Annotated in this window: 15 protein-coding genes; 5 read left to right on the forward strand and 10 right to left on the reverse strand. The window is 63.9% G+C overall.

Annotated features, from left to right (window positions below; all coding sequences use genetic code 11):
* Positions 1–3: 3 nt before the first annotated feature.
* From HG549_RS00095 to glyQ, 4 genes are read right to left on the reverse strand one after another with little or no spacing between them, the layout of a single operon-like run.
* On the reverse strand, positions 4–789 hold the full coding sequence (locus HG549_RS00095) for a 1-acyl-sn-glycerol-3-phosphate acyltransferase (protein WP_170027558.1): 786 nt from the start codon (positions 787–789) through the stop codon (positions 4–6).
* 46 nt (positions 790–835) lie between these two features.
* A complete protein-coding gene (gene gmhB / locus HG549_RS00100; protein WP_170027560.1) occupies positions 836–1,363 on the reverse strand; it encodes a D-glycero-beta-D-manno-heptose 1,7-bisphosphate 7-phosphatase in 528 nt (175 codons plus the stop codon).
* A 3-nt stretch (positions 1,364–1,366) separates the two neighbouring features.
* Positions 1,367–3,421, reverse strand: coding sequence for a glycine--tRNA ligase subunit beta (gene glyS / locus HG549_RS00105; protein ID WP_170027561.1), 2,055 nt, complete (start codon positions 3,419–3,421; stop codon positions 1,367–1,369).
* Positions 3,418–4,365 (reverse strand): glycine--tRNA ligase subunit alpha, encoded by a 948-nt coding sequence (gene glyQ, locus HG549_RS00110; RefSeq protein ID WP_029615043.1) that lies wholly within the window; start codon positions 4,363–4,365, stop codon positions 3,418–3,420. The genes glyS and glyQ overlap by 4 nt, the downstream gene beginning before the upstream one ends.
* Before the next feature lie 83 nt (positions 4,366–4,448).
* Here glyQ and HG549_RS00115 point away from each other — a divergent pair, with 83 nt between their 5' ends.
* Both HG549_RS00115 and HG549_RS00120 read left to right on the forward strand, forming a co-directional pair.
* A complete protein-coding gene (locus tag HG549_RS00115; protein WP_170027563.1) occupies positions 4,449–5,000 on the forward strand; it encodes a DNA-3-methyladenine glycosylase I in 552 nt (183 codons plus the stop codon).
* Between the two features lie 41 nt (positions 5,001–5,041).
* Positions 5,042–5,929: a lysophospholipid acyltransferase gene (locus HG549_RS00120; RefSeq protein WP_170027565.1), complete on the forward strand. Its 888-nt coding sequence runs from the start codon at positions 5,042–5,044 to the stop codon at positions 5,927–5,929.
* 171 nt (positions 5,930–6,100) lie between these two features.
* Here the strand turns inward: HG549_RS00120 and HG549_RS00125 are convergent, their stop codons facing one another.
* Genes HG549_RS00125 through def form a run of 5 tightly spaced genes read right to left on the reverse strand, consistent with a single transcriptional unit; the run spans position 6,101 to position 10,624 of the window.
* The gene (locus HG549_RS00125) at positions 6,101–6,409 is read right to left on the reverse strand and encodes a tetratricopeptide repeat protein (protein WP_170027567.1); all 309 of its coding nucleotides are present in this window, start codon (positions 6,407–6,409) and stop codon (positions 6,101–6,103) included.
* 11 nt (positions 6,410–6,420) lie between these two features.
* The gene (trkA, locus tag HG549_RS00130; protein ID WP_170027569.1) at positions 6,421–7,794 is read right to left on the reverse strand and encodes a Trk system potassium transporter TrkA; all 1,374 of its coding nucleotides are present in this window, start codon (positions 7,792–7,794) and stop codon (positions 6,421–6,423) included.
* Between the two features lie 23 nt (positions 7,795–7,817).
* Positions 7,818–9,128 (reverse strand): 16S rRNA (cytosine(967)-C(5))-methyltransferase RsmB, encoded by a 1,311-nt coding sequence (gene rsmB / locus HG549_RS00135; protein ID WP_170027571.1) that lies wholly within the window; start codon positions 9,126–9,128, stop codon positions 7,818–7,820.
* A complete protein-coding gene (gene fmt, locus HG549_RS00140; RefSeq protein WP_170027573.1) occupies positions 9,125–10,057 on the reverse strand; it encodes a methionyl-tRNA formyltransferase in 933 nt (310 codons plus the stop codon). The genes rsmB and fmt overlap by 4 nt, the downstream gene beginning before the upstream one ends.
* Positions 10,058–10,117: 60 nt before the next feature.
* Positions 10,118–10,624, reverse strand: a complete 507-nt coding sequence (def, locus tag HG549_RS00145) for a peptide deformylase (protein WP_051097836.1) — start codon at positions 10,622–10,624, stop codon at positions 10,118–10,120.
* A gap of 208 nt (positions 10,625–10,832) precedes the next feature.
* On the opposite strand from def, the gene dprA reads away from it, so the two are divergent.
* The 3 genes from dprA to HG549_RS00160 all read left to right on the forward strand — a co-directional run bounded on the left by dprA (position 10,833) and on the right by HG549_RS00160 (position 12,999).
* Positions 10,833–11,930 (forward strand): DNA-processing protein DprA, encoded by a 1,098-nt coding sequence (dprA, locus tag HG549_RS00150; protein ID WP_170027575.1) that lies wholly within the window; start codon positions 10,833–10,835, stop codon positions 11,928–11,930.
* A 42-nt stretch (positions 11,931–11,972) separates the two neighbouring features.
* The gene (locus tag HG549_RS00155) at positions 11,973–12,530 is read left to right on the forward strand and encodes an L-threonylcarbamoyladenylate synthase (RefSeq protein ID WP_015268440.1); all 558 of its coding nucleotides are present in this window, start codon (positions 11,973–11,975) and stop codon (positions 12,528–12,530) included.
* Between the two features lie 301 nt (positions 12,531–12,831).
* Positions 12,832–12,999 carry a hypothetical protein gene (locus HG549_RS00160; protein WP_170027577.1) on the forward strand — a complete coding sequence of 56 codons (168 nt, stop codon included), beginning with the start codon at positions 12,832–12,834 and terminating at the stop codon, positions 12,997–12,999.
* Positions 13,000–13,014: 15 nt separating this feature from the next.
* On the opposite strand, the gene HG549_RS00165 is transcribed toward HG549_RS00160, so the two are convergent.
* The gene (locus HG549_RS00165) at positions 13,015–13,992 is read right to left on the reverse strand and encodes an NADPH:quinone reductase (protein ID WP_170027579.1); all 978 of its coding nucleotides are present in this window, start codon (positions 13,990–13,992) and stop codon (positions 13,015–13,017) included.
* Positions 13,993–14,081 lie beyond the last annotated feature (89 nt).

Below are 14,081 nucleotides of genomic sequence, written 5' to 3' on the forward strand. Positions count from 1 at the left end.
TGATCAGGCCATTTGTTCCTGAGGGGTTTCCTCTGCTGGAGGCAGCGAACCCATGGCCCGCTGGGTCGCTTCATTCCATGCTGCGGCGCGGTCGTTGAGTTCGGCGATTGCACGTGGCCCAGTGCCGTTGGCGTACATCGGTTCGCCAATGACCACCTCGATCGTGCCTGCGCGTTTGCCCCAACCGGTCTTTGGCCAGAATTTGCCAGCGTTGTGCGCGATCGGCAGCACCGGCAGCCCGGCATTTACTGCCAAGGCAGTACCGCCACGGGAGAACTTGCCGATGGTGCCGAACGGTACGCGGGTGCCTTCCGGGAAGATCAGCACCCAGATTTTCTGCTTGAGCAGTTCATCACCTTTGCTCGCTACCTGGCGCAGGGCTTCCTTGGGGTTGTCGCGGTTGATCGCGATCGGCCGCAGCATGGCCATGGCCCAACCGAAGAACGGCACGTACAACAGCTCGCGCTTGAGCACCTGGCTCAACGGCGAGAAATACTGGGAAAGGAAGAACGTTTCCCAGGTGCTCTGGTGGTTGGACAGGATCACGCAGGGCTCATTCGGCACGTTTTCGGCACCGGTGATCTTGTAATCGATGCCCAGGATGGTACGCACCAGGAACAAGGCACAGCGGCACCAGTACACATTGATGAACCTGTAGCGCTTGGGGAAGGACAGGAACGGCGCGACGAAGAAGCTCAGCGAGCACCACAGCAGCGAACTGGTGCCCAGCAGCAGGTAAAAAAGAAAGATTCTGATCGCCTGCAGGATCGACATAGTGGCTTGTACCATTGCGGGGCATGCCCGCCTGAGAAAAATGCGCCCGTAGGCGCACTGTTTAAATTAGTTCTCTGGCGATAGCTGCCAGATCGTCGAAAATCAGTGTAGTTTCCGGGACGCCTTTTTCCAGGGTCCGTTCGCCCTTGCCGGTTTTCACCAGCACCGGTTGTGCACCGACGGCCAAGGCGGCTTCCAGGTCACCCTTGCTGTCGCCGACGAACCAGACGCCTTCAAGGCTCACCTGGTAATGCTCGGCGATAGCCCGCAGCATGCCAGGCTTGGGCTTGCGGCAATCGCAGCCCTCGTCAGGCCCGTGCGGGCAATACACGATATGGCCCACCTCGCCGCCCTGCTCCGCCACCAGCGTGCGCAGGCGCGCATGCATGGCTTCGAGAGTGGCCAGGGGGTAGTAGCCACGCGCAATGCCGGACTGGTTGGTGGCGACCGCCACCGTCCAGCCCGCCTTGCTCAACTGCGCGATCGCTGCGACCGAGCCAGGGATCGGGACCCATTCTTCCAGCGTCTTGATGTAGGCGTCGGAGTCGTAGTTGATCACCCCGTCACGGTCGAGAATCAGCAGTTTCAAGGCTTACCCCAGCAGCGAGATGTCGGCCACGCCCAGGAACAGGCCGCGCAGGCGGCTGAGCAGGGCATAACGGTTGGCGCGTACCTTGGCGTCCTCGGCGTTGACCATCACCGCCTCGAAGAAGGCGTCGACCGGATCACGCAGGGCTGCCAGGCGAGCCAGCGATTCGCTGTACTGGCGTGCAGCGGCCATCGGTTGTACGGCCTGGTCGGCCTGTTGGATCGCCGAGTACAGCGAGAACTCGTTGGCGTTGTCGAAGTACTTCGGCTCGACCTGGTCGGCGATGGCGCCTTCGGCCTTGCTCAGCAGGTTGGAAACGCGCTTGTTCACCGCAGCCAGGGCCTCGGCTTCCGGCAGCTTGCGGAACGCCTGCACGGCCTGCACGCGCTGGTCGAAGTCCAGCGCCGAGCGTGGCTGCAGGGCCCGTACCGACAGGTAGGTGGCAACGTCGATGCCTTCGTCTTCGTAGCGTGCACGCAGGCGGTCGAAGATGAACTCCAGCACCTGTTCGGCCAGCCCGGCGGCCTTGACCTTGGCGCCGTACTGCTTGACCGCGAAGTCGACCGCAGCGGTCAGGTCCAGGTCCAGCTGCTTCTCGATCAGGATGCGCAGCACGCCCAGGGCGGCGCGGCGCAGGGCGTACGGGTCCTTGCTACCGGTGGGCAGCATGCCGATACCGAAGATGCCGACCAGGGTATCGAGCTTGTCGGCGATGGCCACGGCAGCGCCGGTGAGGGTCTGCGGCAGCTCGGCGCCAGCCCCGCGCGGCATGTACTGCTCGTTCAGGGCCAGGGCGACGTCTTCCGGCTCGCCGTCGTTGAGCGCGTAGTAGTAACCGGCGACACCCTGCATTTCAGGGAATTCGCCAACCATCTCGGTGGCCAGGTCGCATTTCGACAACAGGCCGGCGCGGCCGGCGCGCTGGGCGTTGCCGCCGATCAGCGGGGCGATGAAGGCAGACAGCTTGGAAACGCGCTCGGCCTTGTCGTACACGGTACCCAGCTGAGCCTGGAAGACCACGTTCTTCAGGCGCTCGTTGAAGGTTTCCAGCGGCTGCTTCTTGTCCTGCTTGAAGAAGAACTCGGCGTCGGTCAGGCGTGGGCGCACGACCTTCTCGTTACCCTGCACGATCTGCTTCGGATCACGGCTCTCGACGTTGGCCACGGTGATGAAGCGCGGCAGCAGCTTGCCTTCGCTGTCCAGCAGGCAGAAGTACTTCTGGTTGTCCTGCATGGTGGTGATCAGGGCTTCTTGCGGCACTTCGAGGAAACGCTCCTCGAACGAGCACACCAGCGGTACTGGCCACTCGACCAGGGCGGTCACTTCGTCCAGCAGCGCCGCTGGCACGATGGCGGTACCTTCCTGCTGCATGGCCAGCTCGGCGGTACGCTTGCTGATCAGCTCGCGGCGTTCGGCGAAGTCGGCCAGCACATAGGCTTTGCGCAGGTCTTCGACGTAGTTGGCCGGGGTGGTGATGAGCACGTTTTCCGGGTGGTGGAAGCGGTGGCCACGGGATTCGCGGCCAGCCTTCTGCGACAGGATGGTGCAGTCGACCACCTGGTCGCCCAGCAGCATCACCAGCCATTGGGTCGGGCGCACGAACTCTTCACGGCTGCCTGCCCAGCGCATGCGCTTGGGAATCGGCAGGTCGTTCAGCGAGTCTTCGACGATGGTTGGCAGCAGGCCAGCGGTGGCCTTGCCTGGAATGTGCTGGGAGAAGCGCAGCTTGGGGCCGCTCTGGTCGATTTCGGCCAGTTCCACACCGCACTTCTTGGCAAAGCCCAGGGCCGCCTGGGTCGGCTCGCCTTCGGCGTTGAATGCCGCCTGCAGGGGCGGGCCGTCGATGTTGATGCTGCGGTCTGGCTGCTGCACGTCCAACTGGCGGATCAGTACGGCCAGGCGACGCGGCGCAGCATAGACGTGCTTGCCGGCGTAGTTCAGGCCGGCGGCCTGCAGGCCCTTCTCGATGCCGGCCAGGAAGGCTTCGCCGAGGCTGGCGAGGGCCTTCGGTGGCAGCTCTTCGGTGCCCAGTTCTACCAGGAAATCTTGAGCACTCATTGTGCAGCCTCCAGCTTAGCCAACACTTCGTCACGCAGTTCAGGGGTGGCCATCGGGAAGCCCAGGCGTGCACGGGCTTGCAGATAGCTTTGCGCCACGTCCCGGGCCAGGGTACGTACACGCAGGATGTAGCGCTGGCGCTCGGTCACCGAGATGGCGCGGCGGGCGTCCAGCAGGTTGAAGGTGTGCGAGGCCTTCAGGACCATTTCATAGGTCGGCAGCGGCAGCTCCAGCTTGATCAGGCGGTTGGCTTCGCTTTCATAGAAATCGAACAGCTCGAACAGCTTCTCGACGTTGGCGTGTTCGAAGTTGTAGGTCGACTGCTCCACTTCGTTCTGGTGGAACACGTCGCCGTAGCTGACCTTGCCGAACGGGCCGTCGGCCCATACCAGGTCGTACACCGAGTCGACGCCCTGGATGTACATGGCCAGGCGCTCCAGGCCGTAGGTGATTTCACCGGTAACCGGGTAGCACTCGATGCCGCCCACCTGCTGGAAGTAGGTGAACTGGGTGACTTCCATGCCGTTGAGCCAGATTTCCCAGCCCAGGCCCCAGGCGCCCAGGGTCGGCGATTCCCAGTTGTCCTCGACGAAGCGAATGTCGTGCACCAGCGGGTCCAGGCCGATGGCTTTCAGCGAGCCGAGGTACAGCTCCTGGAAGTTGGCCGGGTTCGGCTTCAGTACTACCTGGAACTGGTAGTAGTGCTGCAGGCGGTTGGGGTTTTCGCCATACCGCCCGTCGGCAGGGCGACGGCTAGGCTGCACATAGGCGGCGTTCCAGGTTTCTGGACCCACGGCGCGCAGGAATGTGGCGGTGTGGAATGTGCCGGCGCCTACTTCCATATCGTAGGGCTGAAGCACCACACAACCTTGCTCGGCCCAGTAGTTCTGCAGGGCGAGGATCAGGTCTTGGAAGGTACGCACGGCTGGCGTAGGCTGGCTCACGAAATTCACCTGTATCTGGGGATGCGGATGTAAAGAGCGGGAGTATAACCTGATTCGCCTCGCCCTCTACTCATTGGAGCCTTATGCCACGCTGCTTTTGGTGTACCGACGATCCGTTGTACCAGGCCTACCATGACCAGGAATGGGGTACGCCCCAGCGTGACCCGGCGTTGCTGTTCGAGATGCTTTTGCTCGAAGGGTTCCAGGCCGGGCTTTCCTGGATCACCGTTTTGCGCAAACGCGAGCGCTATCGCGAGGTGCTGCATGGCTTCGATCCCGTGCAACTGGCGGCCCTGAGCGATGAGCGGATCGAAGCGCTGATGCAGGATGCCGGCATCATCCGCAACCGCCTCAAGCTCAAGGCCGTCCGGCGCAATGCCCAGGCCTGGCTGGCTGTGGATAACCCGGCGCAATGGCTCTGGTCGTTCGTTGGTGGGGAACCGAAGATCAACCACTTCAATGGCCGCAGCGAGGTGCCAGCGGTAACCGAGGAGGCCAAGGCCATGAGCAAAGCCCTGCAGAAGGCCGGCTTCACCTTCGTCGGCCCGACCATCTGCTATGCCTTCATGCAGGCCACCGGCATGGTCATGGACCACACCACCGATTGCGATCGCTACGCCGCCTTGTTGCGCTGAGGGGTTACAATGCGCGCCTTGCTGAAATAAGGAATTCGCCTGTGGAAAAGTTCAAGGGCGCCCTGATGGTCGGGGTGCTGCGCTTGTTTGCCAAGCTGCCCTGGGGCGCTGTGCAGCGCGTCGGCGCGGGTATCGGCTGGCTGATGTGGAAAATCCCCAATGGCTCGCGCAACGTCGTGCGCATCAACCTGGCCAAGTGTTTCCCGGAGATGGACCCGGCCGAGCGGGAGCAACTGGTCGGCCGTGCGCTGAAAGATATCGGCAAATCCTTCGTCGAAAGTGCCTGTGCCTGGATCTGGCCGCCGCAACGCTCGCTGGCGCTAGTCAAGGAAGTGCATGGCCTGGAAGTGCTGGAGCAGGCCCTGGCCTCGGGCAAGGGCGTGGTCGGCATCACCAGCCACCTGGGCAACTGGGAGGTGCTGAACCACTTCTACTGCAACCAGTGCAAACCGATCATCTTCTACCGCCCGCCGAAGCTCAAGGCCGTGGATGACCTGCTGCGCGAGCAGCGGGTGCAGATGGGCAACCGCGTGGCGCCTTCGACCAAGGAAGGCATCCTCAGCGTCATCAAGGAAGTGCGCCGTGGTGGCCAGGTGGGCATTCCTGCCGACCCGGAGCCTGCGGAGTCGGCTGGCGTGTTCGTGCCGTTCCTCGGGACCCAGGCGCTGACCAGCAAGTTCGTGCCGAACATGCTGGCCGGTGGCAAGGCGGTGGGGGTGTTCCTGCATGCGCTGCGGTTGCCGGACGGTTCGGGCTTCAAGGTGTTCCTCGAGGCGGCGCCGGAAGAAATGTACAGCACTGATGTGACGGTATCGGCGGCGGCGATGAGCAAGGTGGTCGAGCGTTACGTGCGCGAGTACCCGAGCCAGTACATGTGGAGCATGAAGCGCTTCAAGAAGCGCCCGGCGGGCGAACCGCGCTGGTATTGAGATATTGGGGGCGCTTCGCGCCCCTTTCGCGACGCAAGGCCGCTCCTACAAGCGAGTGAGCTGCGCCCCAGATGGTGGACAGGTGTCCAACATTAGGGGCGCAGCTCAGAGCGCGGATTTCTGTAGGAGCGGCCTTGCGTCGCGATGGGCTGCGAGGCAGCCCCGGCGATCTCAAGCCTTGTTCAGCTTCTTGAGGAACACGGCCATCTCTTTCTCGGCCTGCTTGTCGCCATGCGCCTGCGCCGCCACGATCCCTTCTTCCCAGGCCTTGCGCGCCGCCGCCAGGTCGCCCTGCAACTGGTACGCCTTGCCCAGCAGCTTCCACGCCGCCGAATATTTCGGGTCCAGCTCCACGCACCGCGCCAGGTGCACGGCCGCTTCAGCGCCATTGCCCTCGTCCAGCCAAGCCTTGCCCAGGCCAAACCTCAGCAACGGGTTATCCACACCCTTGGCCAGCATCTTCTCCAGCGATTCGCGCATGCCCTGTTTTCCTAGAAGAAGGTCAAGCCAACGTGGAACAGCTTCTCCACATCCCGGATGTGCTTTTTATCCACAACGAACAGGATCACATGGTCGCCCGATTCGATCCGCGTGTCGTCGTGGGCGATGATCACCTCTTCGTCGCGAATGATCGCGCCGATGGTGGTGCCCGGCGGCAGGGTGATGTCTTCGATGGCCTTGCCGACCACCTTGCTCGACTTCGAATCCCCGTGCGCGACCGCCTCGATGGCCTCGGCTGCACCGCGGCGCAGCGAGTGCACACTGACGATGTCGCCCCGGCGCACATGCGCCAGCAGGGTGCCGATGGTGGCCAGCTGCGGGCTGATGGCGATGTCGATCTCGCCGCCCTGCACCAGGTCGACATAGGCTGGGTTGTTGATGATGGTCATCACCTTGCGCGCACCCAGGCGCTTGGCCAGCAGCGATGACATGATGTTGGCTTCGTCATCGTTGGTCAGGGCCAGGAAGATGTCGGCATCGGCGATGTTTTCCTCGAGCATCAGGTCCTTGTCCGAGGCACTGCCCTGCAGCACCACGGTGCTTTCCAGGGTGTCGGAAAGGTACCGGCAACGGGCCGGGCTCATCTCGATGATCTTTACCTGGTAACGGCTTTCGATGGCCTCGGCCAGGCGCTCGCCGATCTGCCCGCCACCGGCGATGACCACGCGCTTGTTGGTCTCGTCGATGCGGCGCAGTTCGCCCATTACCGCGCGGATGTCCTTCTTCGCGGCGATGAAGAACACTTCGTCGTCGGCTTCGATCACCGTGTCACCGCGTGGCGTGATGGGGCGGTCGCGGCGGAAGATGGCCGCCACGCGGGTGTCGACATTCGGCATGTGGGCACGGATCTGGCGCAACTGCTGCCCCACCAGCGGGCCGCCGTAGTAGGCTTTCACCGCCACCAGCTGGGCCTTGCCTTCGGCAAAGTCGATTACCTGCAGCGAGCCGGGTTGTTCGATCAGGCGCTTGATGTAGTTGGTCACCACCTGTTCCGGGCTGATCAGCACGTCGACCGGAATATGGTCGTTGTCGAACAGCTCTTCGCGAGTGAGGTAGGCCGATTCGCGTACCCGGGCGATCTTGGTCGGGGTGTGGAACAGCGAATAGGCCACCTGGCAGGCGACCATGTTGGTCTCGTCGCTGTTGGTCACTGCCACCAGCATGTCGGCATCGTCGGCACCGGCCTGGCGCAGCACCGTGGGCAGCGAGCCGCGGCCCTGCACCGTGCGGATGTCCAGGCGGTCGCCCAGGTCGCGCAGGCGGTCGCCGTCGGTGTCGACCACGGTAATGTCGTTGGCTTCGCTCGCCAGGTGCTCTGCCAGCGTACCGCCTACCTGACCTGCCCCGAGGATGATGATCTTCATCCGCTACTCCCTACCTTGTTTTCTTATCCGCGCGAAGCGGCAATCTTGATCAGCTTGGCATAGTAGAAGCCATCGTGGCCGCCTTCCTGGGCCAGCAACTGGCGGCCATGGGGCTGGCGCAGGCCGGCCGCGGTGGCCAGGTCCAGCTCGCGGGCGCCAGGGGTGCGGGCGAGGAAGGCGTCGATCACTTCGGTGTTCTCCGTCGGCAGGCTGGAACAGGTGGCGTACAGCAGCATGCCGCCAACCTCCAGGGTCGGCCAAAGGGCATCGAGCAGCTCACCTTGCAGCGCGGCCAAGGCCGGGATGTCGTCGGCCTGGCGGGTCAGCTTGATGTCCGGGTGACGGCGGATCACGCCGGTGGCCGAGCACGGCGCGTCGAGCAGGATGCGCTGGAACGGCTTGCCATCCCACCAGCTGGCGGTGTCGCGGGCATCGCAGGCGATCAGCTGGGCGTCAAGCTGGAGGCGGTCGAGGTTCTCGCGCACCCGGCTCAGGCGCTTGGCTTCGAGGTCGATGGCCACCACCTGGGCCAGGCCGGCTTCGGCCTCCAGCAGGTGGCAGGTCTTGCCGCCGGGTGCGCAGCAGGCATCCAGCACGCGCTGGCCCGGGGCCAGTTCCAGCAGGTCGGCGGACAGCTGCGCGGCTTCGTCCTGCACGCTCACCCAGCCTTCGGCAAAGCCGGGCAGGCCACGCACATCGCAGGCTTCGGCCAGCACGATGCCGTCACGGCTGTATTGGCAGGCGCTGGCGCCAACACCCGCCTCGGCCAGCAGCGCCAGGTAGGCGTCGCGGCTGTGGTGTCGGCGGTTGACCCGCAGAATCATGGGCGGGTGGGCATTGTTGGCGGCGCAGATGGCTTCCCACTGCTCCGGCCAGAAGGCCTTCAACGATTTTTGCAGCCAGCGTGGATGGGCGGTGCGCACCACCGGGTCGCGCTCCATGCCCGCAAGCAATGCCTCGCCTTCGCGCTGGGCGCGACGTAGCACGGCATTGAGCAGGCCCTTGGCCCAAGGCTTCTTCAGCTTGTCGGCACAGCCCACGGTTTCGCCGATGGCGGCGTGCTCCGGAATACGGGTGTAGAACAGCTGGTACAGGCCGACCAGCAACAGCGCCTGGACATCGGCGTCGGCGGCCTTGAACGGCTTTTGCAGCAACTGTGCGGCCAGCAGTTCGAGGCGCGGCTGCCAGCGTGCGGTGCCGAAAGCGAGATCCTGGGTCAAGCCACGGTCGCGTTCGTCGACCTTGTCCAGCTGCGCCGGCAGCGAGCTGTTCAGCGAGGCCTTGCCGCTGAGCACAGCGGCAAGGGCGCGGGCGGCGGCGAGGCGTGGGTTCATTGGCCCAGCACCTTGCCGCTGGCGAATTTCTCGCGGCGGCTGTTGAACAGGTCGCTGAAGTTCAGCGCCTTGCCGCCGGGCAATTGCAGGCGGGTGAGGCTCAGCGCCTGGTCACCGCAGGCGACGACCAGGCCGTCCTTGCTCGCCGACAGGATCTCGCCCGGCGCGCCTTGGGCGGTGGACAGGCTGGCGGCCAGCACTTTTACACTTTCCCCATCGAGGGTGCTGTGGCAAACCGGCCATGGGTTGAACGCGCGGATCAGGCGCTCCAGCTCGATCGCCGGGCGGCTCCAGTCAATGCGGGCTTCGTCCTTGTTCAGCTTGTGCGCATAGGTGGCCAGGGCATCGTCCTGCACTTCCCCCTGCAGCGAGCCGTCGGCCAGGCCGGCGATGGCCTTTACCACCGCGGGCGGGCCCATTTCGGCAAGGCGGTCATGCAGGCTGCCACCGGTGTCGTCGGCACTGATCGGGGTAACCACCTTGAGCAGCATCGGGCCGGTGTCCAGGCCTGCTTCCATGCGCATGACGGTTACACCACTCTCGGCATCGCCGGCTTCCACGGCGCGCTGGATCGGTGCGGCACCGCGCCAGCGTGGCAGCAGCGAGGCGTGGCTGTTGATGCAACCCAGGCGCGGGATATCCAGCACTGCCTGCGGCAGGATCAGGCCATAGGCCACCACCACCATCAGGTCTGGCTGCAGCGCAGCCAGTTCGGCCTGGGCTTCGGCGTTGCGCAGCGACGGCGGCTGGAACACCGGAATGTCATGGGCCACCGCCAGTGCCTTGACCGCGCTCGGCATGAGTTTCTGGCCGCGGCCGGCGGGGCGGTCGGGCTGGGTGTAGACGGCCACGATCTCGTACGGGCTGTCGAGCAGGGCCTTGAGGTGTTCGGCGGCAAACTCTGGAGTGCCTGCAAAGACGATGCGCATGGAGTTCTCGCTTCAAAAAAGAAAAAGGCTTGCCGGAGCAAGCCTTCTGGAAGGTAGGGATCAGGCTTGCTGGCGGTGCTGCTTTTCCAGCTTCTTCTTGATCCGGTCACGCTTGAGCTGCGACAGGTAATCGACGAACAGCTTGCCGTTGAGGTGATCGAATTCGTGCTGCACGCATACCGCCAGCAGGCCTTCGCATTCCAGCTCGTACGGCTTGCCGTCGCGGTCCTGGGCCTTTACCCGCACACGTAGCGGGCGGTCGACGTTCTCGTAGAAGCCCGGTACCGACAGGCAGCCTTCCTGGTACTGGCCCATGTCATGGGTCAGCTCTTCGACCGTCGGGTTGATGAACACGCGCGGCTCGCTGCGGTCTTCGCTGAGGTCCATGACCACGACCTGCTTGTGCACATTGACCTGGGTGGCGGCCAGGCCGATGCCGGGGGCTTCGTACATGGTTTCAAACATGTCGTCGATCAGCTGACGCAGGGCGTCGTCGAACTCCGTCACCGGTTTGGCGATGGTGCGCAGGCGCGGGTCCGGGAATTCGAGAATGTTCAAGATGGCCATAAGGTCAGGCAGTCACTGTGCGTTCGGTTGAAAACTGAGCACACATAATAAAGGGAAACGGCGATTTCAGCACCTGGCAAAGCTCGGCTAGGGTTTTCAGGGCCAGCTTATAGCCCATTCGATGGACAGGTTGTCAAAGCGTTATCAACAAAGTTATCCACAGCTTGTGCCACGCCGATGGCCCCGTTTCGATCAAGGATGATCCCTCATGGAAAATTACCATTCGTCGCCTCTTCCACCTGCAGAGCTGGAGGCGCGATTGCGCCTGCACCGCCTGCCTGATACCGGATTGCGACGCTTTCGCAGCTTGCTCGAAGCATTTGGCAGTGCCTCGTCGGCCCTGTGTGCCCCGGCCGGTGCCTGGCGTGCATTGGGCATACCGCAGGCTACCATCGATGCCAGGCGCAGTGCCGAAGTACGTCAAGGCGCATTGGCCGCAATGGCCTGGCTAGAGCGCCCGGGCCAGCATTTACTGATGTGGGACGGCCCTGGCTACCCACCGCTACTGGCCGAGATCGACGATGCTCCGCCGCTGCTTTTCGTCGCCGGTGACCCGGGTTTGCTCGAACGCCCACAGCTTGCAATTGTGGGTAGCAGGCGTGCTTCACCGCCGGCAATCGACAATGCCGGTGCGTTTTCCCGTTATCTGGCACAAGCCGGTTTCACCATTACCAGCGGGCTGGCCGTGGGTATAGATGGCGCCGCTCATCGGGCCGCGTTGCAGGCTGGAGGGCGCACGATCGGGGTGCTGGGCACGGGGCTGCAAAAACTTTATCCACAGCGCCACCAGGCTCTGGCGCAGGCGATGGTCGACAATGGCAGCGCTTTGGTTTCCGAGTACCCGCTGGACGCCGGACCGCTGCCGGGCAACTTCCCAAGGCGCAATCGCATCATCAGTGGCTTGTCGCTGGGGGTGCTGGTGGTCGAGGCAAGTCTGGCAAGTGGTTCGCTGATCACTGCCCGCCTGGCGGCCGAGCAGGGGCGCGAGGTGTATGCCATCCCGGGGTCCATTCACCATCCAGGGGCCAAGGGTTGCCACCAGTTGATTCGTGACGGCGCACTGTTGGTGGAAAGCGTGGAGCAGATCCTGGAAAGCCTGCAGGGCTGGCACAACCTGCCGCCGGCGCTTGTGGACAAGTTCGAGCATCCGTTGCTCGCGCTGCTGCATGCTGCGCCACAGACCAGCGAAAGCCTGGCCCACTGCAGCGAGCAACCGCTGGCCGATGTGCTGGCGCAGCTTACCGAACTTGAGCTGGAAGGGCGGGTCAGCAATGAAGCCGGGCGTTGGTTTGCCCGCGCGGGCTAAGTACACTGCTCACAAGCAAGTTTCATAGGTGGAGTGACAGAAATGGTGAGCAGTTTTCGAGTGCAACAAGCCGCACGTGAGATCCGGGCCGGCGCGGTGATCGCCTACCCGACGGAAGCGGTCTGGGGCCTGGGCTGCGACCCGTGGAACGAGGACGCGGTGTATCGCCTGCTGGCGCTGAAGTCGCGGCCTGTGGATAAAGGGCTGATCCTGGTGGCCGACAACATCCGCCAGTTCGACTTCCTGTTCGAGGATTTCCCCGAAGACTGGATCGACCGCATGGGCAGCACCTGGCCGGGGCCGAACACTTGGCTGGTGCCGCACCAGGACCTGCTGCCAGAGTGGGTGACCGGGCAGCATGACACGGTGGCGCTGCGGGTCAGCGACCATCCGGTGGTGCGTGAACTGTGTGCGTTGGTGGGCCCGCTGATTTCCACTTCGTGCAACCCCGGCGGGCGCCCGGCGGCGAAGACCCGGTTGCGGGTGGAGCAGTACTTCCATGGTCAGTTGGACCTGGTGCTGGGTGGAGCGTTGGGTGGGCGGAAGAACCCGAGCGTGATTCGTAACCTGGCAACTGGCGAGGTTGTGCGTCCGGGCTAATAGACGCAGCGCCTGTGAGATCGAGCGCCGCCCGCGCGGCGCATCGCGGATAAATCCGCTCCTACATTTGTTGCAACGTGCCGAACCTGTCAGGCCATGGTTGCCTGCCTTGGTGCATGTCTCAGGCATGCGAGGCGGCATCAATGCCCACCCTTTGGATTTGCAGTGCCTGTGAGATCAAGCGCCGCCCGCGCGGCGCATCGCGGATAAATCCGCTCCTACATTTGTTGCAACGTGCCGAACCTGTCAGGCCATGGTTGCCTGCCTTGGGGCATGTCTCAGGGCATGCGAGGCGGCATCAATGCCCACCCAAAAATCCCGTCATGCCAACAAGGCTGACAACCATGGCCTCACAGGCATGGCCACGTTGCAACAAATGTGGGAGCGGATTTATCCGCGATGCGCCGCGCGGGCGGCGCTCGATCTCACAGGCGCTGAAAACCTGAAGGCGTACACATCGTCGCCCTAACGCGTTCCCAACCATTCAAGGCAACAATACCGTAGACCCCACAGTCCGCCGCGCCGACAGCTCCGCCTGTGCCTTGGCCGCCTCGCTCAGCGGATACCGCTGCTGGATATCCACAACCAGCTTGCCACTGCCAATCATCGCAAACAGGTCATCGGCCATGGCCTGGGTGTTCTCGGCATTGTTGGCATAGGTCGCCAGCGTCGGCCGGGTCACGTACAGCGAACCCTTCTGCGCCAGAATACCCAGGTTCACCCCGCTCACCGCGCCCGAGGCATTGCCGAAGCTCACCATCAGCCCACGCGGCTGCAGGCAGTCCAGCGAGGTCAGCCAGGTGTCGGCGCCCACCCCGTCATACACCACCGGGCATTTCTTGCCGTCGGTCAGTTCCAGCACCCGCTTGGCCACATCCTCATGGCTGTAGTCGATGGTCGCCCACGCCCCCAGCGCCTTGGCCCGTGCGGCCTTTTCGGCAGAACTGACGGTACCGATCAGCTTGGCCCCCAGTGCCTTGGCCCACTGGCACGCCAACGAACCCACGCCGCCCGCCGCTGCGTGGAACAGGATCACGTCGCCTGGCTTTACCACATAGGTCTGCTTCAACAGGTACTGCACGGTCAGGCCCTTGAGCATCACCGCCGCCGCCTGCTCGAAGCTGATGTTGTCGGGCAGTTTGACCAGGTTGGCCTCCGGCAGTGTATGCACTTCGCTGTACGCACCCAGCGGGCCACCGGCATGGGCGACGCGGTCGCCAACCTTCAGGCGGGTCACGCCCTCGCCCACGGCCTCGACCACACCCGCCGCCTCGGTACCCAGCCCCGAGGGCAGCGATGGCGGTGCATACAGCCCGCTGCGGAAGTAGGTGTCGATGAAGTTCAGGCCGATCGCATGGTTACGCACTCGTACCTGCTGCGGCCCGGGCGGAGCGGGTTCGAATTCCACAAACTGCAGCACTTCCGGGCCGCCATGCTGGCTGAACTGGATACGCTTGGCCATCTCGCACTCCTGTAGTCGGGATCGGGAAAGGCCTTCTATCGGACGCCTTTGCTTGATCGCCGTCAACTGCGGCGCGCGCGCTGGCGGTG

The organism is Pseudomonas sp. SK (assembly GCF_012975065.1).
In the GTDB taxonomy this organism is placed as follows: Bacteria; Pseudomonadota; Gammaproteobacteria; order Pseudomonadales; family Pseudomonadaceae; genus Aquipseudomonas; species Aquipseudomonas anuradhapurensis.

Excerpts from the sequence above, each read along its gene's own strand:
- rsmB (WP_170027571.1), bottom strand. The coding sequence starts at position 9,128 with ATGAACCCACGCCTCGCCGCCGCCCGCGCCCTTGCCGCTGTGCTCAGC.
- HG549_RS00160 (WP_170027577.1), top strand. The coding sequence starts at position 12,832 with ATGCCCACCCAAAAATCCCGTCATGCCAACAAGGCTGACAACCATGGC.
- HG549_RS00165 (WP_170027579.1), bottom strand. The coding sequence starts at position 13,992 with ATGGCCAAGCGTATCCAGTTCAGCCAGCATGGCGGCCCGGAAGTGCTG.
- HG549_RS00155 (WP_015268440.1), top strand. The coding sequence starts at position 11,973 with ATGGTGAGCAGTTTTCGAGTGCAACAAGCCGCACGTGAGATCCGGGCC.
- dprA (WP_170027575.1), top strand. The coding sequence starts at position 10,833 with ATGGAAAATTACCATTCGTCGCCTCTTCCACCTGCAGAGCTGGAGGCG.
- HG549_RS00095 (WP_170027558.1), bottom strand. The coding sequence starts at position 789 with ATGGTACAAGCCACTATGTCGATCCTGCAGGCGATCAGAATCTTTCTT.
- def (WP_051097836.1), bottom strand. The coding sequence starts at position 10,624 with ATGGCCATCTTGAACATTCTCGAATTCCCGGACCCGCGCCTGCGCACC.
- HG549_RS00125 (WP_170027567.1), bottom strand. The coding sequence starts at position 6,409 with ATGCGCGAATCGCTGGAGAAGATGCTGGCCAAGGGTGTGGATAACCCG.
- HG549_RS00115 (WP_170027563.1), top strand. The coding sequence starts at position 4,449 with ATGCCACGCTGCTTTTGGTGTACCGACGATCCGTTGTACCAGGCCTAC.
- glyS (WP_170027561.1), bottom strand. The coding sequence starts at position 3,421 with ATGAGTGCTCAAGATTTCCTGGTAGAACTGGGCACCGAAGAGCTGCCA.
- trkA (WP_170027569.1), bottom strand. The coding sequence starts at position 7,794 with ATGAAGATCATCATCCTCGGGGCAGGTCAGGTAGGCGGTACGCTGGCA.
- fmt (WP_170027573.1), bottom strand. The coding sequence starts at position 10,057 with ATGCGCATCGTCTTTGCAGGCACTCCAGAGTTTGCCGCCGAACACCTC.